This is a genomic window from Gemmatimonas aurantiaca T-27 (genome assembly GCF_000010305.1).
Classification (GTDB): domain Bacteria; phylum Gemmatimonadota; class Gemmatimonadetes; order Gemmatimonadales; family Gemmatimonadaceae; genus Gemmatimonas; species Gemmatimonas aurantiaca.
Genome location: NC_012489.1, coordinates 3,296,434 through 3,316,590 on the forward strand (window position 1 = coordinate 3,296,434; position 20,157 = coordinate 3,316,590).

Consider the following 20,157-nt stretch of genomic DNA (forward strand, 5'->3'; position numbering starts at 1 on the left):
GAGGCAGTAAACACGAACCCCCGGCCCACATCAGTGAGCCGGGGGTTCTGTCGTTCGGGCGGTGTGCCCTACTTCTTCTTGCGCAGCAATCCGCCCAGTCCCTGCTTGAGCGCATCTGAGGCCGAGCCCTTCTCTTCGGCCTTCTTGCCATCCTTGCCTTCGGCAGCCTTGGCGCTGTCCATCGACGCCGACATTTCGGCCATCATCTTGGACATGTCGACCACCTCGTAGCCCTTCGGAATCTCGAACATCGCCGCGTCGATCGCGCCCGTCTTGAGGTCGGTCACTTCCGCCGAGATCGTATCGGCCGTGACCTTGCCCTTCTTGTCGGTCTGCGTGGACCACGTGATGGTGCGCAGCGCGATGCCCGACTTGCCGTATTCCGCCGTGTACTTCTTCATCTCGGCGGCCAGCTCGGGATTGGTGGCCTTCACACCGGAGGCAAAAGACTTGGCCCACTGCTCCATGTCTTTGGCACCCAGATCCATACCCGTCGCGATCCACTGATCGCTGGAGTCGGCCGTGGTGATCTTCTGGTCGGGCATCATCATGGCCTTGAGTTCCATGGTGCTCGTGTACCAGGTGCGCACCTTGCGGGTCTTGTAGCCCAGAATGGCTTCACCGGCCCCCATGTCCTTGAAGCGGAAGGACGTGTTGCTCATGGTCATCTTGAGCATCGGGTTGTTCATGAGGGCGCCCATGCCGCTGCCGAAGCTTTCGGCGCTCATGATCATCGCCTTCTTGTCCTTCGGGTTCACCACCACGAAGCGACCAGCCTCGCCCTGTACGATGACGTAACCGTTCTTTTCGCCAAGCGGCGTGAGGCCTTCCGTGTAGTCCATGCGCACATTGCCGTTCTGCATGCGCACGGTGCTCAGCATGTTGCGCGACTCACGGGTGCGCTTGTCACTGCTGCTGGAAGTCACGCGATAGGTGAACGTGACACCCGATGCAGCCGGTGCCACTGGAGCCGTGTGTTTGGGCAGGGGTTTGGCCCCTGTCAGTAGCACCGAGCCGGCCAACAGCGCCGCTGTGGTGCGAAGAGTGAGTGTCATCGGAAATTCCTCATCGTCAAAGAGCGGGCTATCAGCGCAGACGCGCCACCCTAACATGTTGAAGTTATGCGTCCCGGGACGGACGGCAAGCAACGTGCCGGGAGTGTGACGGAACCGACAGAAATCGAACGGTGGCCGTCCAGCGAACAACTGGCGAACCGTACAGCAGCGCAAGCGGCATCCCGGAGCGTATCTTCGAGCGTCCCTTCTTCAATCGGAGCTCCGATGTCCTCGCCTCACCGGCGCTCGCGGCCGCTCTTGCGGTCCGTGCTCCTGTCGAACGCGGCCGTGCTGGCCGCCACCCTCGCCGTTGCAACGGCGACGCCCCTGACGCCCCTGACGGCACAGGGCGCCACGCATCCCATCACCGCTGCCGATATCTCGGCCTGGAAAACCATCCGCGGTGCCACCCTGTCGCATGATGGCGCCTGGTTCGCCTACCTCGTCGTGCCCAACGAGGGCGACGCCGAGGTCGTGGTGAAGCAGACAGCGGCCGGCGGCAAAGAGCTGCGGTTTCCGGTCGGTGAAGTGCCGGCAGGCGGCGGCGGGCCGGGTGCTGGCGGCAGCGTGGCCAGCCTGCAACTCGCCGGCGACGGCAAGTGGGTGGCCATGCTGGTCTATCCCAAGGCCGCGGAACAGAAGCGGCTGCGTCAGCAACGCCGCCCGGTGGTGAGCAAGGCGCTGGTGGTGAACCTCGCCACGGGCGACAAGCGCGAATTCGACCGTGTGCGTCGCGTGGCGTTTGGTGGTGACACGCCCCAGTGGCTGGCCATGCAGGCGTTTGGCCCCGATGCGCCGGCCGGTGGTGGCGGAGCCGGTGGCGCCGGCGGCCCGGCTCCCGGCGCACCGGGCATGGGCGGCAACCCGCTCGGCGGCGGTGGCGGTCGGGTGGAAGGCACCGACATGCTGCTCTACGAACTCGGCACCAGCGCGCTGTTCAACGTGGGCAATGTGGCCGACTTCGCGTTCGACAACAAAGGCCGCTGGCTGGCCTACGCCATCGATGCCCGCGAGCAGGCCGGCAACGGGGTGCAGCTCCGTGAACTGGCCACCGGCGTTGTGAAGTCGATCGATGCCGGCAAGGCGCTCTATCGTCGCCTCGCGTGGAGCGACACGCTCAACGCACTCGCGTTCGTCAAAGGCACGGCCGACAGCGCGGCGACGGACACCGCCTGGACCGCGGTTGGTGTGTCCCGCGTGGGCGCACCGACCCAGCAGTTGGTGACGGTGGGTGAAGGCAGCAAGGCCACGCTGCCCAACGGCATGGAAGTGAGCCCCGATCGTGCGCCGCGTTGGCTCGAACAGCAGGATGCACTGCTCATCGGTCTGCGCGTGGCCACGCCGCCGCTGCCACGCAGCGAACAACTGGAAGACGATGATCGTCCAACGCTGATCCTGTGGCACCACAAGGACCCGCGCCTCCAGAGCATGCAGTTGGTGCAGGAGCAGGCCGACAAGGGCTTCTCTTTCATGGCCACGTATCTGCCGGCCACTCAGCAGGTCGTGCAACTCACGAACGCCGAAGTACGCACGGGCACCGTGGGCGCACACGACCGCTGGCTGTTGAGCAGCGAAAGCCAGCCGTACGAGCGGCAGGCCAGTGTGGACGGCATCCAGTTCCGCGATCTCTATCTCACCGATGTACGCACGGGCAATCGGGTGCCGGTGAAGCAGCGGATGGTTGGCACGTCGTCGCTGTCGCCGGATGGCCGCACGGTGCTTTTCTGGAATGACGGCAACTTCCATGCGTACGACGTGGCGACGAAGAATGTCACCAACCTCACCGCTGGTGCGCCGACGTCGTTCATCGACACCGAAGACGATCACAATGTCGATCGTCCGTCCACGGACTTCATCGACTGGAGCCGTGACGGCCGCTTCGTGCTGATCAGCGACAACTACGATGTGTGGCGTGTGGGTCTGGGCGGCAAGAGCTGGGCGAACCTCACTGGCAACGGACGTGCGGAGCGTATTCGCTACAACCGGGTGGTGCGCACCGATCCGACCGACCGCACGATCGACCTGACCAAGCCGGTCTACATCGTGGCGATGCAGGCCCGCACGAAGAAAGAATCGGTGGTGCGTATCGATCCGGCGAAAAATGGCGTGGTATCGGTCACCGGGTGGCGTGACGCGCGGTACGCACCGATTCGGGCGAAGAACGCCGACGTGTGGGTGTCCACCATTCAGACGTCGACACGCTTCCCGGACTACTGGCGCGTGAGCTTCGGCGCCAATGCACTCGCCGATTCCGTGCGTCTGTCCGATGCCAACCCGAATCTGAACGGTGTGGCGTGGTCGGCCGGTTCGCGTCTGGTGAACTACGTGACGGAGAAGGGCGATTCGCTGCAGGGCGCGCTGTACCTGCCGGCCGGCTATCAGGAAGGCAAGCAGTACCCGACGCTCACGTTCATCTACGAGTTGCAGTCGGACAATCTCAATTCGTTCTATTCGCCGACGTTCTCGAGCTCACCGAACGCGCTGATCGGCGTGCACACCTCGCGTGGGTATGCGGTGTTCCTGCCGGACATCGTGTACAAGCTGAACGACCCCGGCATGAGCGCGGTGTGGAGTGTGGTGCCGGCCGTGAAGGCAGCCATTCGCACTGGCGTCGTGGATTCGGCCAACGTGGGTCTGCACGGCCATTCGTGGGGCGGTTACCAGACGTCGTTCCTAGTCACGCAGACGAACATCTTCAAGAGTGCCGTGGCTGGTGCGCCGCTCACCGACATGATCAGCATGTACAGCTCGGTGTACTGGAACACCGGTGGTGCGAACCAAGGCATTTTCCAGAGCTCGCAGGGCCGTTTCAAGGGCAACTTCATCGAGAATCGTGAAGCGTACGAGCGCAATTCCCCGAACCGGTTTGCCGACAAGGTGAAGACGCCGCTGGTCATCCTGCACGACGACAAGGATGGCGCGGTCGATTTCAATCAGGGCATCACGTACTACAACACGCTGCGCCAGCTCAACAAGGACGTGATCCTGCTGGAATACGTGGGCGAGAACCACGGCCTGTCGCAGCTACGCAATCGTCGCGACTACTCACAGCGCCTGATGGAGTACTGGGACTCGTATCTCAAGGGTCAGCCGGCGCCGGAGTGGCTGAAGAACGGCATTCCGCGGCTCAAGATGGATGAGCACCTGCGGGATCAGAAGAAGAAGCTGGATCCGAAGAAGGTCGCGATGTGAAGTAAGGGGCAGTAAGGAAGGGGTTTGATATCAAGAGGGAGCAGGGAGGAGTTGGAGAGATCGCGGGAGGCAGGTCACGGCTTCCCGCGCCCCCGACTCCTCCCTGCTCCCTTTTTTGGCATGCCCGATAAAACCCGAATGAACCAGTTCCGTATAATTCCGAGTGTTCTTATCCTTGTTCACTGTTGATACTTCATCTCGTTAGATGAAAGTCGTTCTCAACCAACACGGAGGCTAGCATGGCGGAAGAATTTCCGCACGTGCACGAGGAGATGCTGTTTGAATCGCGCCGCGGGTTCGTGCGCTGCTGCCGAGCGTGCGGCGCGTTCGAATTGCGGTTCGGTAACGCCATCCTCTCGATGAACGCCGCCGACCTCTCTGCCCTTACCGACACCGTCGCCGCCTACGATACCGGCCGCATGCGACCCGGTAGCACCCCCAGCGATCACGCCGTGATCTGGCTCGGGCACAATGGCGCGGGATTCCGGTTCCGCAGGGAAGAGGTCGCCGAACTCCACCGTCTCCTCGCCGGAGCCCGACTCTTTGCCAATCTCGGGCAGGACGAGGACCCAGAGGACGCCCCCATTCTCGAAGATCCCACCGATGCCGCCTTCCGGCGGTGGTCACCCCTGGAGGAAGACTCATGAGCCGCGTTGGTCCCCGTCTGAAGATCATTCGTCGTCTGGGCATTCAGTTGCCCGGCCTTACGGCCAAGGACGCCGAGCGCCGGCCCTATCCGCCCGGTCAGCACGGTCAGTCCACCGCGCGTCGTCGCAAGGTCAGCCTCTATCGTCTGCGTCTCGAGGCCAAGCAGGCCTTGCGCTTCTACTACGGCATCTCCGAGAACCAGCTCCGCCGAACCTACGCCATGGCGAAGACCCGCCCGGGCCGTACGGGTGACGTGATGCTCGCGATGCTGGAAGCGCGCCTCGACAACGTGGTCTTCCGACTGGGCTTTGCCCGCACCATCCCGGCCGCCCGTCAGCTCGTGGTACACGGTCATGTGTACGTGAACGGCAGCCGCGTGGACCGTCCGGGCTATCGCCTGCGCACGGGCGAAATGATCAAGCTCGATCCGCGCATGGCGGAGAACCCGCACGTCCAGGAGCAGTTGCAGCGTGGCCCGCAGGTCAAGCTGCCGGGCTGGCTGGCCAAGACGGATGATGCGCCGCTGGAAGGCCGCATGATCGCGCCGCCGACGCGCGAGAGCGTGCCATTTGCCTGCAATGATGCGGCGATCGTGGAGTACTACGCGCGGTAATGAGGATTCTTCGTTTTGATTTCTAGAGGATGACAGGGAGGAGTTGGAAAGATTGCAGGGAGCAGGTTCCTGCTTCCCGCACACTCTCCAACTCCTCCCTGTCATCCTCTAGAAATCAAAACAACGAATCCGAACTAATGCTTCATTCCCGTATTGCACCCCTCTTCCAGCACCTCGAACTTGTCGTGCAGCGTGCTGAGGGCGGTCTTGAGGTCGGCGTCTGACGCTTTCTTGCTGACGAGCGTCGCCACTTTCTCCGTTTCTGCGGTCAGTCCGGCCTGCGCCTTCGCCAACTCGGGCTTCTGACAGCTCGCCGGCGCCTTTGACGCGGCGACAACCTTGGCGGCGGCCACCATCTCGCCCACCTTGGCGCGAATCGGCGCCATATCGTTGTTCTGCTTGGCCGGGTGCCACGTCGCCATCATGAGCATGTGGTAGGCATCCAGTTCCTTCCACGCATCGGCCTTGGCGCCGTGCATCGCGCCGTGATCCATCTTGTTGTGATCCATGGCCGGCGCCGCCTTGGCGGGCGGCTGCTTGTCCTGCGCCTGCAGGGCGGCCATCGGCAGAACCAGCGTGACCAGGGTCACCGCAGCAGCACGACGGGCAATCGAATGCAACATCGGGGGATTTCTCCGAGAGAAGGGCGGACGTCGCGCCGTGCCGGACCGGTGGCGGCGCGTGATTCCAAGAGTGCAAAATTCGCGGCTCCCAAGGCGTGGTGCCATCCGTAGATTTGCCCAACGCCCCCCGGTCGCCCATCGTAACCCCAGTGTCCCGCCACGTTCCGGGGTATCCGGTCGCCGGACCTGCCCGTCCCTGCATCCTCTCCACCCGTCCCCTCGCATGACTCGACTGCGTCGCGTCACCCGACTTTCGCTGGCCCTCATGTCGGTCGCGGCTCCGCTCGCGCTTCCGGCCCAGCAGCGAACGTCGCCCAAGCAGTTCTTTGGGCACGACATCGGAGCTGACTACGAGCTCCCCAACTACACCAAGCTGCACCAGTACTTCGCCAAGGTCGCGCAGGAAAGCGACCGCGTGGTGCTCGACACGATCGGGCTCACCGAAGAAGGCCGGCCGCAGATCATGGCCATCGTCACCAGCCCGGCCAACCACCGCAACCTGGCGCGCTTCAAGGACATTGCCACCAAGCTCGCCAAGGCCGACGGCATCGATTCTGCCGCCGCCACCGCGCTGGCGAAGGAAGGCAAGGTCGTGTTCTGGATCGACGGCGGTCTGCACGCCACTGAAGTGCTCGGCGCGCAGCAGCTCACGGAGACGCTGTGGCAGCTCTCCAGCCGCACCGATGATGAGACGATGCGCATCCTGAACGATGTCGTGATCCTCATGACCCACGCCAACCCGGACGGCATGGAGCTCGTCTCGGATTGGTACATGAAGGAGCCCGACAAGCTGCGTCGCACCAGCGGCACGATCCCGCGCCTGTACGAGAAGTACGCGGGCCACGACAACAACCGCGACTCGTACATGAACGCGCTCGCCGAGACGCGGAACATGTCACAGCAGTTGTTCATCGAGTGGCATCCGCAGATCATGTACAACCACCACCAGACCGGCCCGACCGGTACGGTGATGGCGGCGCCGCCGTACCGGGATCCCGCCAACTTCTGGTTCCACCCGGCCATCATCACGGGCCTCGATCTCGTGGGCGCTGCGCTGAACCACCGCTTCGTGCTCGAGCACAAGCCGGGTCTGACGTTCCGCGCCGGTTCCAACTACTCGACGTGGTGGAATGGTGGCCTCCGCACCACGGGCTATTACCACAACCAGATCGGTATCCTCACGGAAACCATCGGTAACCCGACGCCGATGCGCATCGCGCTGGTGCCGGAGCGTCAGGTGCGTTCGGCCGGTCTGCCCGTGCCCATCGAGCCGCAGGAATGGCATTTCCGCCAGTCCGTCGACTACTCGGTGTCGGCCAACTACGCCTTCCTCGACATGGCGTCACGCTACCGCGAGACGTTCCTGTTCAACCGCTGGGTCATGGGCAACGACCAGATCAAGGCGGGCCAGAAGGACAACTGGACCATCTCGCCGAAGCGTGTCGCGGCGATGGTCGAGAAGATCACGGCCGACCGTGCCGGCAGCGGCGCCCCGGCGGCCCAGGGTGGCCCGCGTGGTGGTGGTCCGGCCAACATCGGCAGCGCGGTCGCCAACGATCGCTACATGGCCGAACTCAAGAAGCCGGAAAACCGCGATCCGCGTGCGTACATCCTGAGCAGCGCGCAGAACGACTTCCCGACGGCCACGAAGTTCATTCGCGCTCTCCAGTACTCGGGCGTGGATGTGCTCAAGGCCAACGCGGCGTTCTCGGCCAACGGCAAGCAGTTCCCGGCCGGCTCGTGGGTCATCAACACGGCCCAGGCGTTCCGTTCGCACGTGCTCGACATGTTCGAACCGCAGGATCACCCGAATGACTTCCGCTATCCGGGTGGCCCGCCGATCCCGCCGTACGACAACGCCGGCTGGACGCTCGCCTACCAGATGGGCGTGCAGTTCGAACGCGTGCTCGACGCGCCGCCGAGCGGTTCGTTCGAGAAGGTCAACGGCATCACGAATATGCCTGCGGGCACCGTCGCCAAGGGCAAGGCGGGCTATTTCATCCACCCGGGCGTGAACGACGCGGCCACGGTCGCCAATCGTTTGGGCAAGGTGAAGGTGAAGGCCTCGCGTATCCCGACGTCGTTCAAGGACGGCGACGTGACGTGGCCGGCCGGCTCGTGGTTCATCCCCGCTGGTGGTGCGGCCGACAAGGTCGTGGCGCAGGCGGCCAAGGATCTCGGCGTGAACTTCGCCGCGGCCAACGCCAAGCCCTCCGCGTCGCAGCCTGTGACGCCGCTGCGTATCGGCCTTGTCGATCGTTACGGCGGAAACATGCCGAGTGGCTGGACGCGCCTGATCCTCGAGAAGTTCGAGTATCCGTTCGCGACCGTGTTCCCGCAGGAGCTCGACGCCGGCAACCTGAAGGCGAAGTACGACGTGCTCGTCTTCACCGACGGCATGTTCACCGATCGCCCGGGCTTCGGCGGTGGGTTTGGTGGTTCGCCCGACACGACGCTGATCCCGGCCGAGTACCGCAAGCAGTTGGGCCGCGTGACGGCCGAGCAGTCGGTGCCCGCCATCAAGGCGTTCGTGGAAGCGGGTGGCCGCGTGGTCGCGATCGGTTCGTCGATCGGCCTCGGCAAGGCGATGGGGCTGCCCATCGACAACTACCTCGTCGATGGCAGTGGCCGCGCATACGCGGGTGAGAAGTACTACATCCCGGGCTCGCTGCTCGAGGTGAAGGTCGACACGTCGATGACGATCGCAACCGGCATGGCGCCGCGTCCGAGCGTGATGTTCGACAACAGCCCCGTGATGAAGCTTGGACCGGACGCTGCGGCGAAGGGCGTTCGCGCCATCGCCACGTTCGACACGGACAAGCCGCTCACGTCGGGTTGGGCGTGGGGCCAGGAGCTGCTGAAGGGCGGCACCGCGATGGCCGAAGCGCAGATCGGCAAGGGCTCCATCTGGCTGTTCGGACCGGAAGTGCTCTTCCGCTCGCAGCCGCATGGTACCTACAAGCTGTTCCTGAACGCCCTCGACGGCGGCTTCAAGCGCCCCGACAAGGCTGTGCAGTAAGACTCAGCGCAACGCTGAATGAGAACGGGGGAGGTGGAGCGCGATGCTCCACCTCCCCCGTTTGCCATCACAGCGGATCGTTCAGCGCTTGTAGCGCACGACACCGCCGACGATGGTCATCTTCACCTGCGCCTTGTCGAGCGAGTCGGCCGGCATGGTGGTGAGATCCCGATCAATCACCACGAGATCGGCGAACTTGCCCTTCACGATGGTGCCCACGTCCTTGTCCTGGAATCCCGCGAACGCTGAGCCGGTGGTATAGCCGCGCAGGGCGTCCTCGACGGTGATGCGTTCTTCAGGCACCCAACCGCCAGGATGTGCACCATCGAGCGTCTGCCGGGTGACCGCGGCCTTGATTCCCTCGAGTGGTGTGGGTGGAGCCACGAACCAGTCGCTGCCAAACGCCACGCGCGCCTTGGTGGCAAGCAACGACTTGAATGCGTACGTGCCCTTCGCGCGTTCGGGGCCGATCACCCGCTCTGCCCACCGACCGTCATCGGCTTCGTGATACGGCTGCATGCTCGCGATCACCTGCAATGGGCCGAACCGGGCGATGTCTTCCGGTGCAATGTGCTGGGCGTGTTCGATACGGAAACGTCGATCGCGCGCCCCATGCTCGCGGGCCACCCGCTCGAACACATCGAGCTGTGTGCGAATGGCCCGATCACCGATGGCATGCACCGCCACCTGCAGCTCCGCGGAGTCGGCACCCTTCGTCCAGGCGTACAGGCTCTCCGCTGGCGTCACAAACAGCCCTGTGTCGGTGGGCACGTCGGTGAATGGCTGCAGCATGGCCGCGGTGTGCGAACCCAGTGACCCGTCGACGAATCCCTTGAGTCCACCGATGCGCAACCATGCATCACCGCGCCCACGGACTTTCACCGTGTCCCGCAGCGCCGCCCACTGCGACAACGGCACCTGCGCCACGATGCGCGTGTGCAACCGGTTCTGCTGCCGCGCGCGATCGAACACGGCGATGTGATCGAAGGTGCCCATGTTGTGCACGCTGGTCACACCGCGCGCCGCCACATACGCCATGGCCGCATCGAGGGCACGATCGAGCTCCGCCGCACTGCGTGGTGGTGCGACCGCATCGATCAACGACATCGCGTTGTCTTTGAAGATGCCCGTCGGATTGCCCGCCGCATCACGTACAATGGAGCCACCGGCGATATCGCGCGTGGTACGGTCGACCTTCGCGGCCTCCATGGCCAAACGGTTCGCGAGATTCATGTGTCCATCGAGCCGATTGATCCACACCGGATTGTCCGTCGTGATCGAATCGATCCAGGCGTGCGTGGGCAGCTCACCACCCCAGTTGGTGTGATCCCAGTCGCCACTGCGAATCCACTCCCCCTTGGGAATAGTGCGGGCATAGTCGCGGATGCGCGTGATGAACTCTTCACGGGTTTTTGCATCACGCAGTGAGACCGACGACAGGGCCAGTCCCCCATCGATGAAGTGCACATGCGAGTCGATGAACCCGGGTGTCACCATGCCGCCCTGGGCATCGACCACCTCGGCGTCTCCGGCAATGCGCCGGATTTCGTCAGACGTGCCCACGGCCGAAATGCGGTCGTTGGCGATCGCCACCGCTTCGGCCCACGGCGTGGCACTGTCGCCCGTCCATACACGGCCGTTGACGATGGCCAGCGTGGTGGGTTGGCTCTGACGATCAGCGCAGGCCGCGGCCCCGACGGCCAGACCGCAGGCGGTGGCCGCCGTCAGCAGGCGTCGCCCACGGTGCGTGGCGAGGTTGGTACGGAGGTGGGTACGGATGAAGGAGTTGGTCATGGCTATATTGTGGCCATGCCACTCTCCTTGCGCGAGCCGATGGCTCTGATCCGGGCGCTCACGCGCGTCGTCGGCATGGCTATCCCGATCGTCTTCGGCGTGGCGGTGGGCAAGCTCGCGACACCCTACCTGCCGAGCTTCAGCAACTGGGTGCATACGCTGGGGCCGTGGGCACCGGTGGCTTTCGTCGGGGCCTACGTGGCGGTCGTGATCTGCATGTTGCCGGCCTTCCTGCTCACCATGGCCGGTGGAGCGGTGTTCGGGATCGCCGAAGGAGCACTGCTGGTATTGCTGGGGGCGACGATCGGGGGGACGGTGGCGTTCCTGCTCGGCCGGACCGTCCTGCGCAGGTGGGTGAGCCAGCGCATCGCGCAGCACCCCACCCTCTCCACGATCGACCGGGTGGTCGGACAGGACGGCCTCAAGCTGATGTTCCTGTTGCGCCTCTCGCCGGCGATTCCGTTTGTACTGTCGAACTATGCGCTGGGGGCCACCAGCGTGCGCCTGCGCGATTTTGTGTTGGCCATGGTGGGCATGCTGCCGGTGATCGGCGCGTACGCCGCATTGGGGCATGCCGGCACACGTGGCCCCAACGAACAATCACTGCCGCCGTGGCTGCTCGTCGTGGGCATTGGTGCAACGGTGCTGTTGGGCGTGTTATTGGCACGCATCACCCAGAATGCACTGCGTGATGCCGATCGTGGCAATGCGGGCGCATAAAGCGCTGCGGCGGCCCTGCAGCGCGTAGAGCGACGCCGCACCCGTCCTCATCGTTCCGTAACGCGCCGCTCAGCGCGCGTTAATGCAACGCACAGCGAGCGTTAACGCAGAGATCACGGGCCGGTCATCCGGTCGTTATCGGCGTCTCATCATGCCGTCCTATCCTCGACGCAACCATCATCGAGGAGATTGCATGTTCACACTCTTGCTTGAATCGCGCGCGGCCACCGTTCAACAGGTTCGCGGACGCACAGGGGGCAGCGCCGGCAGCACGGCCGTTTCTGTCCTCATTCATGGTGCCCTGGCGACAACGCTCATTCTGCTCACGGCGACGCACGATCGCCCCGCGGAGAAGGCTCCCCCGCAGGAACGCTTGCGCATCACCACCGTGGACCGGCCGAAAGATCCAACCCCGCCGGCCACCACAACGCCTGCGACCGCGGTGCCAAATACCGCGCCGTCCATCGCCGCCGCGCCGTTGGTGCCAGCCCTGCCAACCATCATCGACATTCCGAATACCATTCCGGCGATCGATCTTTCGCGGGCGCCCACCTCGGAAGCCGACTTCGCGACCGGACGCCGCGGCTCTCCGCTCGGTGTTCCGGGGGGCACCGGGACCGGCTCGGTGGTGCCGTCGACGAATGGGTACTTCTCGGAGGCGCAGGTCGAGAAGCCGGTAATGGTGCTACCGGGGAAAGGTCCGGCATTTCCGGAGGTGCTCCGCTCGGTGGGCACCCAAGGCACCGTGTTGGCGCAGTTCGTGGTCGATTCGACGGGACGTGTCATCGTGGACACCTTCACCGCGCTGCAGAGCGATCACCCGTTGTTCACCGCGTCGGTACGTAGCGCGCTGACCCGCATGCGCTTTGTGCCGGCCGAGATCGCAGGGCGTCGTGTGGCCCAGTTGGTGCAGCAGCCGTTTCAATTCACGCTGCACTGAAATCACCACCATCAGCACTCTCGACAGCGACAGGCCTCGGACCGACGTTATTCCAGCAGGTTGTTCGTGAGCATTCACGTCCTCTTCTGGGCTCGCCTCATGATCGTCGGGACTCGGCATCTCTTTCCTGGTGGCGCGACACACACCTTGTCGCGCCACCTTGGCCTTCTGAGTCTGGCGACGGCACTGGCCAGTGCGTGCAGTGGACGGAGTGTCGATCCGTCGGCACCGGGTGACGGCTCCCCACGTGTCGGACCGGCGAGAGGATCGGTGGTGGTGGTAGGCGGAGGCGCACAGGGTCCCGAGATCTTTGCCCGCTTCATCGAACTCGCTGGCGGCCCCGACGCACTCATCGCGGAAGTGCCTACCGCCGGTTCCGACTCGGTGGACGTCAGTACGGTCGGACGCGGGCTGCGTGCGGCCGGCGCTCGCAATGTGGTGGTCTTTCATACGACCAACCGTGCCGTGGCGGACGCCGATACGTTCGTCGCGAAGATCGCCAATGCCCGCGGCGTGTGGTTTGGCGGTGGCCGGCACTATCGCCTGGTGAACTCGTACGGGGGTACCAAGAGTCAGCGCGCCTTCGAGGCGGTGTTGGCACGCGGTGGTGTGGTGGGTGGGTCCTCCGCCGGCGCCAGCATCCTCGGCAGCTATCTGGTGCGGGGTGCCCCGTCGAACGACAACCGCATCATGAATCACCCGCAGTACCTGGAAGGTTTTGGGTATCTGCGAGGCACCGCCATCGATCAGCACGTGGTGGCACGTGAACGCCTGCCCGACCTGCACGACTCGGTCACGTCGCGTCGTCCTGACCTGCTGGCGATCTCGGAAGACGAGGGCACCGCCTGGGTGGTGCGCGGCGATACGGCCGAGGTCATCGGGCGCAACAAGGCATTCGTATACAATGGGCGCGACACCAACGACACCGGACGCCCGTTCCTCACGCTGCATCCGGGAGATCGGTACAACCTGGGCGCACGCCGCATCATGTCGCGCGCCGGGGATGGCACCGGGCTTTCGGCGGCTTTTGTGGACTCGGTGTTTGCAGCCTACCGGGACCCGGTGCGAGGCGGGGCAACCGTGTTGGTGGCCCGAGACGGCAAGGTGCTGGTGAACCGCGCATTTGGCGTGCCTGTGCAGGCGCGGTTCACGCCGGAAACCGGCGCCCCGCTGATGGCCCTCGGTGCGTTGTCTCAGGTGCTCAACAGCGCCCTGGGGCCCGACAGCGCCGGCACGGTGCCACCGAGCGCGGTGCGCCGAGTCCAGGCCATCGGCGGCACGCAACGGCTGCAATTCAGCGCGGCAACCCGACTCTGGGTCGGCAATGTCGACGACCTCTACCGCTTCGATCTCGGACGCTTTGTGGTCCGGCCCGGCGCTGCGGACACGGTCACACCGCCTGCCCCATTCGTGATCGACCAGTGGGGGGCAACGGCACGGCAACGGGCATTTGCGGGTGCCAGTGGCACCGGTGGTGCGTGGCTGCGATTTCCTCAGCAGCGCGCAGTCGTGCTGGTGCTGTTGGGCGATGCCTCGGCCAACGCCCAGGTTCCCGCCGAATTGCTGGCCCGGCGTCTGCTGGACGCGCGCTGATCTTGCCTGCCTACAACACCGAGTGCCTGCCCATGCAGGCACATCGGCGCAGCGGATCAACGCGTCAGCGCTTCTCCATCGCGTCACGCACGTCGAGCAGGATCTCGAAATACAACTGTTCGCGACGGTACGAGAAGTCGAGGGCAGTCATCTGTGACGGATCGCCGGACGCCTTGGCACGCTCGAAGGCTTCGCGGTACATCTCTTCGAGATTGTTCATGATCCGATCACGGGAGCGCGACATACGAATGGCCTCGAGGGCTTTGAAGGTCAGACGGGGCGGGACATCATCGACGGTCTCGACGCTTTCTTCGGTGTCGAGAAACCTCGTCAAATGCTGCAGCACGTAGCGACGGCCGCGATCCGGAAGGTTCACTGTGACGAAGGGAGACGAGACGCGGTGAAGCGCTCGGAGATCTTTACCCGCGACGGTTATCGCTGTGTGTACTGCGGCACCGTGCACGACGCAGAAGCCCTGAGCATCGACCATGTGCAGCCGCGGATGCGCGGCGGCGACGGATCTCCGGGCAACGTAGTGACCGCCTGCAGGGGGTGCAACACGCGCAAGGGGAGCCGCTCCCTGCCCGTCTTCCTGATGGAGGAACCGGAGGCCCGCCGGAACTTCTTCGCCCTGGCCCGGTATGTATGGCCAAGACATCTGAAGGCGGTGGCTGAGGAGCTTGTGCGCCGGGGCGTGATGGAGGCCCCATCGGAACTCGTGGAGGGGGTCCGTGGGCTGCGCAGCTCCGAGGCCATCGCCGATGTCTTATCCAGGCATCATTCGCAAGACAGCAGCATAGAAGGGGATAGCAGTTGAACAACATCAAGGTCTTCGTCCTCATGGCCGGCCTGACCGGCCTCGTGGTCGCCATCGGCCAGGCCCTCGGCGGTGGCCAGGGCGCGATCCTCGCCCTCCTGCTCTCGGCAGGCATGAACCTGTTCATGTACTGGGGCTCGTCCAGCATGGTACTGCGCTCGTACGGCGCACAGGTGGTCACGGCGCAGGACGCGCCCGAGCTGTACGAAATGGTGGACCGCCTGCGTCAGCGCGCCGGACTGCCGATGCCCACCGTGGCCATCGCCCCCCAGGACCAGCCCAACGCGTTCGCCACCGGCCGCAATCCCGAGAACTCCGTCGTGTGCGTGACGCAGGGCATCATGCGCGCGCTCAGCAAAGACGAACTCGAAGGGGTGATCGCACACGAACTCGCCCACATCAAGAATCGCGACATGCTGCTGCAGACCATCGCCGCCACCATGGCCGGTGCGGTGAGCAATCTCGCGCAGTTCGCGTTTTTCTTCGGCGGCCGCAGCGACGATGACGACGGTGTACATCCTGTCGCCGGCATCGCCATGCTGATCATCGGGCCCATCGTGGCCATGGTGATCCAGTTTGCGATCAGCCGTCAGCGTGAGTTCAAGGCCGATGCGGTGGGCGCAGAAATCAGCGGACGTCCGTTGTCCTTGGCCAACGCATTGCTCAAGCTCGAATCGGGTGCACGCCGCATTCCCATGCAGGTGTCACCCAGTGCAGCCACGCTGGCCATCGTGAACCCGCTGGCGGCGTTCAGCATGCGCGGCATCAGCAAGTGGATGTCTACGCACCCGCCCACGGCGGAACGGGTGGCGGCGTTGCAGGCTCTGGCGGCCTAGTCGCTCAGCGCGTGTTCGGGGAAAGCCGGTGAAACACGGCCTCCTCGATCACGCGTCCCTGCTTGAGATGCTCGACCACGATGCGTTCGAGCAACTCCATTGTCACGCCAGCATACCACACCCCCTCGGGGTACACGGCAACAACCACTCCGCCGGCGCACACGCCGAGACACGGCGCCTCGCTGCGCTTCACGCGAGTGGGGCCGAACAGCAAGCCTTCGCGCTGCAGCAGCGCCGCGAGTCGCGAATAGATTGCCCGCCCATCACGATTCGGTGAACAGAACTGCCCGACACAGACCAGCACATGTCGGGCGTATGGCTCCATGAACGGCTGCGGAGCTGCTCCTGTGGCCATCACTCCGGCGGACGAGGCTTACCGGGCTGATCACCCGATTGACGCGCGCGTTCGGCCGCCCGTTCACGCACCAGCAGATACATGCCGCGCATGGCGAACAACGTGCCCATGAGCGAGACCACGATACCACGGTTGCCCGTGTGCTGCAGCCACCGCTGGGCGGCGGCCGCCATCAGGAAACCGGCACCGGCATAGACGAGCCCCTTGAGTTGGGTGCTGTTCCACTTCCCCGACTGCGCGTGCACCACGGCCGAGCCGAGCAGCCAGGCACCGCCGGTGCCTACCACAGCCGATGCTACGGTGTCTCGATCGAGGTCCATGAGGGGTAGGCGGAAAGGGAAACGCGAACTGCCGGTGTGGCGGGTCCATGGAAACTACGAAGCGCTCCGCGGCACCGATACCGACATACACGCCGGAAATCAGCGAGGCGTGCCCCCGAGCCGCTGCGCGGCCCACGCCTTGCCGTAGCGCTGCGCCACGGCCGCGGGGATCTCACCATTCTTGGACTTGGCATCGGCGCGTGCGCCCCCAGCCAACAATGCCTCGATGATGGCCGGCGATCCACGATCGGGGGCACCGGCGGCAAAATGCAGCGCCGTGAACTGCTGCTCATCGGCGATCTGCACATTCGCGCCGCGCCGCAACAAGACCTGCAATACACCGGTCGCTCCGTCTTCGGCCGCAATCATGAGTGGCGTTGGTGGGCCGTTCAGTCCGGGCGGCACACCATCATCCGGCAACGCACCGTGACGCAACAGCCAGTCTGCTCCCACCGAGTCGGCGTGCCACGTCGCGGCCATGAGCGGCGTCTCCTTGCTGGCCGACGTGCCCTGAATGTCGGCACCGCGCGCCAGCATCATCGCGGCCAGCAATGTGTCACCGCGCGAGATGGCGTAGCTCAGCGCCGTCGTCTTGGCGGCGTTCGACATGGTGAGCGCACGATCCACCTTCGCGCCCTTGGCCAGCAACAGCCTCGCGCTCTCGCCACCATTGGCATGCGCCGCAGCGAGCTGCAGCGCCGTGTGTCCCTGCTTGGTCGCAGCTTCCATATCGGCACCGGCATCGAGCAACACGCGCAACTTGGCCACGTCGTGCACCGCAGCCATGAGCGGTGTGACACCCATGGGCGATGCCGCATTCACATCGGCGCCCTTCGCCATCAGCGCGCGCATCTCCGCCATGCTGCTGAACATCGCCGCCCGGTGCAGCGGCGTGAGGCCATCAGGTACCGTATCCGCCGCCACTGAGAACGTGCGCAGTGGACGGCCCATCAACGCGCGCGTCGGCTCGTCTTGCAACGACGACACCATCGCCATGACGGCCCACGCCGTACCGGCGTACGAAATGAACTGATCTTTGCCGTGCGGGAATCCCGATTCGAAGTACGGCAGCCCCGCCTGCAACGTGCGCGTGGTCGGCACACGCCATGTGCCATCGTCTTGCTGCGTTGAAAGCAAAAACTTGAGTCCGCGCTGTACCCGCGCATCCGCTGCCGGCACACGGGCGACCTGCATGAGCACGGTAAGCACCTGCCCTGTTGCATACGCGTCAGAGTTGCGCGTGGGCACCTGTGACCACCCGCCGTCCGCGCGTTGCTCCGCCAACAGCGCCTTGGCGTATGGCTGCAACTCACGGGATGTGCCACCCGTCCACCCGAGACCCAGCAGTTGCATCACGCGCTCTTCCGTGGACACGGGCGTGTGCCCGGCAAGCCAAGCCCGACCACGGCGCATGCGTGTGGCCACCTCGCGCTCACGGCCAGGCAGTGGCACCAGTGACAGGGTGCGCAACGACAACGCGGTGGCCGTGACTTCGGAATCTTCCAGCGGCGGACGCCGAGAGATCGACATCCACCGGCCGCTGGCGTGCTGCTCGCCAGCAATGAGGTACGCGACCGCGCGCGACAGATCCGTGCTGGGGTAGCCGGCGGCCACGATCCCGACCATGCGATAGTTCTGCCCGATGGCCTGATTGATGCTCATCTCCCGGGCCACCACCCTCTCTTGCCAGTTGGCCGACTGCCGCACGGTCCGCTCGACCTGCGAACGCATCCACGCCGTATCCACCGGGAAGCCGCGCTCCCGCAACATGGCCATGGATAGCGTGCCCACCCCCTGATGGTGGCAGGAACCACAGGCGCGCTTCTCGAACCAGATATCGGCCGAGCGCTGCATGAGCGGGATCACCTTGCCCACCGACTCGCGGATGTCCTCGTGCGGCAGTATGGCGGGCGCGCGAGGCGGAACCGCGCGAGGTGGTGCCCCACCCGCGGATCCGTCGAACAGCATCGAGCCACCGAGCAACACCATGGTCCACGGGATGAAGCGCGTCAGGTCAGCCATCGAAAGCTCGGTAGGTGTTCGTGCGTTAGCGCGCGGCCGGTCGGATTCCGGGATATGGGGACGCGCGACCCCAAGACGCTGCCACCCCGATGTGCACATGGCAATATCGGGAATTCTTCCGGCCCGCGCTGTGCTGACCGCCAAACACGGGTTTCGACCGGGGCGGGCGTTGCCCCAAGCCATGCAGGGCTTAGCGTTCAGGGATGTCTCCTGTCGCCAGTCTTCCGGGGCACCCCGATCCGGCCATTGTGGCCAAGGGGTATGCCCATCCCGAGCGGCTCGTGAGCACCGAGTGGCTCGCCGCCCATCTCGACCATCCGTCGCTGCGCCTCCTCGAATGCAATGAGGATGTGCTGCTCTACAGCGTGGAGCACATTCCCGGTGCGCAGAAACTCGATTGGCACATCGATCTGAACGATCAGGTCGAGCGCGACTACATCGCGCGTGCCGCCTTCGAGCAGTTGCTGCGCAGCAAGGGCATCGACGACACAACCACCGTGGTGTTCTACGGCGACAAGAACAACTGGTGGGCCACCTATGCGTTCTGGGTGTTCCAGTTGTTCGGCTTCGACAACGCGGTCGTGCTTGATGGCGGCCGCGCCAAATGGATCGCCGAGAACCGGCCCACCACCACCGATGTGCCGATATTTGCTCCCACGGCCTACGTGGCCGGCGAACGCAACGACACGCGCATCCGTGCCTACTTCGGCGAGACCAAGGCACACATGGAAGCCGGTGGCCCCATGGTGGACGTGCGCTCACCGCAGGAGTACACGGGGGAGAAGCTGCACATGCCCGACTATCCGCAGGAAGGCACACTGCGTGGTGGTCACATTCCGGGCGCACGCAGCATGCCATGGGCCAAGGCAGCCGACGCCGACGGCAGCTTCAAGAGCGCCGACGCCTTGCGGGCGCTGTACGAGGGTGAGCTCGGCCTTTCCCCGAAGGCGGCGGTGGTCACCTACTGCCGCATCGGCGAGCGTTCGAGCCATACGTGGTTTGTACTGACGTACCTGCTGGGCTTCGACAACGTGCGCAACTACGACGGATCGTGGACGGAGTGGGGTAACGCCGTTCGCGCTCCCATTCGCAAGGGAGAAACACCATGAGTGCGGAATCGCTGAAGGACACCACCACGACGGTCGCACCGACCAAGCCGCCGGCCAAAGTGTCGGTGGCGTGGGATGGCGAGCATCGTTTCGATGGCACCCGCCAGTCGGGCAGCCCGAGCATTCGCATGGACGCCAGCGGCAAGACAGGCCCGTCGCCGGTGGACACCCTGCTCTGCGCACTCGGTGCGTGCACGGGAGTGGATGTGGTGGACATTCTGGCCAAGCGCCGCACGCCGGTCGAGGCGTTCAACGTGGATATCGAAGGCGAGCGGTTTGCCGGCGTGCCGGGGCGTGTGACCAGAATTCATCTCGTGTACCAGATCAAGGGAGCTGGCATCGAGAAGGAGCATGCCTTGCGGGCTATCGAGCTGGCGGTCACGAAGTACTGCAGTGTGCGGGACAGCCTCGATCCCAATATGCCGATCACGTGGGAATTGCAGCTGAACGCGTGACAGGAAGCGGGTTGTAGGCGATGAGTAGTAAGCCGTAGGTTGCAAG

Annotated in this window: 18 protein-coding genes; 11 read left to right on the forward strand and 7 right to left on the reverse strand. The window is 64.7% G+C overall.

Annotation, left to right across the window (positions count from 1 at the left end):
* Positions 1–68: 68 nt before the first annotated feature.
* Positions 69–1,055, reverse strand: a complete 987-nt coding sequence (locus GAU_RS14360) for a DUF4412 domain-containing protein (RefSeq protein WP_015894609.1) — start codon at positions 1,053–1,055, stop codon at positions 69–71.
* Positions 1,056–1,280: 225 nt separating this feature from the next.
* On the opposite strand from GAU_RS14360, the gene GAU_RS14365 reads away from it, so the two are divergent.
* The 3 genes from GAU_RS14365 to rpsD all read left to right on the forward strand — a co-directional run bounded on the left by GAU_RS14365 (position 1,281) and on the right by rpsD (position 5,508).
* Entirely contained in the window at positions 1,281–4,247 is a 2,967-nt protein-coding gene (locus tag GAU_RS14365) for a S9 family peptidase (RefSeq protein ID WP_015894610.1), read from the forward strand.
* A 239-nt stretch (positions 4,248–4,486) separates the two neighbouring features.
* Entirely contained in the window at positions 4,487–4,894 is a 408-nt protein-coding gene (locus GAU_RS14370) for a hypothetical protein (RefSeq protein WP_015894611.1), read from the forward strand.
* The gene (gene rpsD / locus GAU_RS14375; RefSeq protein WP_015894612.1) at positions 4,891–5,508 is read left to right on the forward strand and encodes a 30S ribosomal protein S4; all 618 of its coding nucleotides are present in this window, start codon (positions 4,891–4,893) and stop codon (positions 5,506–5,508) included. The genes GAU_RS14370 and rpsD overlap by 4 nt, the downstream gene beginning before the upstream one ends.
* Positions 5,509–5,642: 134 nt before the next feature.
* Here the strand turns inward: rpsD and GAU_RS14380 are convergent, their stop codons facing one another.
* Positions 5,643–6,131: a hypothetical protein gene (locus GAU_RS14380; protein ID WP_015894613.1), complete on the reverse strand. Its 489-nt coding sequence runs from the start codon at positions 6,129–6,131 to the stop codon at positions 5,643–5,645.
* 223 nt (positions 6,132–6,354) lie between these two features.
* Here GAU_RS14380 and GAU_RS14385 point away from each other — a divergent pair, with 223 nt between their 5' ends.
* Positions 6,355–9,150, forward strand: a complete 2,796-nt coding sequence (locus tag GAU_RS14385; RefSeq protein ID WP_156799049.1) for a M14 family metallopeptidase — start codon at positions 6,355–6,357, stop codon at positions 9,148–9,150.
* Between the two features lie 81 nt (positions 9,151–9,231).
* Here GAU_RS14385 and GAU_RS14390 read toward each other — a convergent pair whose 3' ends face one another.
* Complete coding sequence (locus tag GAU_RS14390) at positions 9,232–10,944, reverse strand: amidohydrolase (RefSeq protein WP_015894615.1); 1,713 nt, start codon at positions 10,942–10,944, stop codon at positions 9,232–9,234.
* A 15-nt stretch (positions 10,945–10,959) separates the two neighbouring features.
* Here GAU_RS14390 and GAU_RS14395 point away from each other — a divergent pair, with 15 nt between their 5' ends.
* The 3 genes from GAU_RS14395 (at position 10,960) to GAU_RS21120 (ending at position 14,197) form a co-directional block, all read left to right on the forward strand.
* Positions 10,960–11,664 (forward strand): TVP38/TMEM64 family protein, encoded by a 705-nt coding sequence (locus GAU_RS14395; protein WP_052574470.1) that lies wholly within the window; start codon positions 10,960–10,962, stop codon positions 11,662–11,664.
* A 193-nt stretch (positions 11,665–11,857) separates the two neighbouring features.
* Positions 11,858–12,604, forward strand: a complete 747-nt coding sequence (locus tag GAU_RS14400; RefSeq protein WP_041265558.1) for a TonB family protein — start codon at positions 11,858–11,860, stop codon at positions 12,602–12,604.
* A gap of 99 nt (positions 12,605–12,703) precedes the next feature.
* Positions 12,704–14,197: a cyanophycinase gene (locus GAU_RS21120; RefSeq protein ID WP_052574471.1), complete on the forward strand. Its 1,494-nt coding sequence runs from the start codon at positions 12,704–12,706 to the stop codon at positions 14,195–14,197.
* Positions 14,198–14,261: 64 nt separating this feature from the next.
* Here GAU_RS21120 and GAU_RS14410 read toward each other — a convergent pair whose 3' ends face one another.
* Positions 14,262–14,573: a hypothetical protein gene (locus GAU_RS14410; protein WP_015894619.1), complete on the reverse strand. Its 312-nt coding sequence runs from the start codon at positions 14,571–14,573 to the stop codon at positions 14,262–14,264.
* 24 nt (positions 14,574–14,597) lie between these two features.
* Here GAU_RS14410 and GAU_RS21655 point away from each other — a divergent pair, with 24 nt between their 5' ends.
* Positions 14,598–15,014 (forward strand): HNH endonuclease, encoded by a 417-nt coding sequence (locus tag GAU_RS21655; RefSeq protein ID WP_070105006.1) that lies wholly within the window; start codon positions 14,598–14,600, stop codon positions 15,012–15,014.
* Positions 15,011–15,850 carry a zinc metalloprotease HtpX gene (locus tag GAU_RS14420; protein ID WP_015894620.1) on the forward strand — a complete coding sequence of 280 codons (840 nt, stop codon included), beginning with the start codon at positions 15,011–15,013 and terminating at the stop codon, positions 15,848–15,850. Before GAU_RS21655 ends, GAU_RS14420 begins: the two co-directional genes overlap by 4 nt.
* Positions 15,851–15,854: 4 nt before the next feature.
* Here the strand turns inward: GAU_RS14420 and GAU_RS14425 are convergent, their stop codons facing one another.
* The 3 genes from GAU_RS14425 to GAU_RS14435 all read right to left on the reverse strand — a co-directional run bounded on the left by GAU_RS14425 (position 15,855) and on the right by GAU_RS14435 (position 18,547).
* Positions 15,855–16,205, reverse strand: coding sequence for a (2Fe-2S) ferredoxin domain-containing protein (locus GAU_RS14425; protein ID WP_041265560.1), 351 nt, complete (start codon positions 16,203–16,205; stop codon positions 15,855–15,857).
* Positions 16,205–16,525, reverse strand: coding sequence for a hypothetical protein (locus GAU_RS14430; RefSeq protein WP_015894622.1), 321 nt, complete (start codon positions 16,523–16,525; stop codon positions 16,205–16,207). Before GAU_RS14430 ends, GAU_RS14425 begins: the two co-directional genes overlap by 1 nt.
* Positions 16,526–16,624: 99 nt before the next feature.
* Positions 16,625–18,547 carry an ankyrin repeat domain-containing protein gene (locus GAU_RS14435; RefSeq protein ID WP_169307695.1) on the reverse strand — a complete coding sequence of 641 codons (1,923 nt, stop codon included), beginning with the start codon at positions 18,545–18,547 and terminating at the stop codon, positions 16,625–16,627.
* A 203-nt stretch (positions 18,548–18,750) separates the two neighbouring features.
* Here GAU_RS14435 and GAU_RS14440 point away from each other — a divergent pair, with 203 nt between their 5' ends.
* Together GAU_RS14440 and GAU_RS14445 are read left to right on the forward strand one after the other, a co-directional pair.
* Positions 18,751–19,656 carry a sulfurtransferase gene (locus tag GAU_RS14440; protein ID WP_015894624.1) on the forward strand — a complete coding sequence of 302 codons (906 nt, stop codon included), beginning with the start codon at positions 18,751–18,753 and terminating at the stop codon, positions 19,654–19,656.
* Positions 19,653–20,111 (forward strand): OsmC family protein, encoded by a 459-nt coding sequence (locus tag GAU_RS14445; RefSeq protein WP_015894625.1) that lies wholly within the window; start codon positions 19,653–19,655, stop codon positions 20,109–20,111. Before GAU_RS14440 ends, GAU_RS14445 begins: the two co-directional genes overlap by 4 nt.
* The last annotated feature ends 46 nt before the right edge of the window (positions 20,112–20,157 follow it).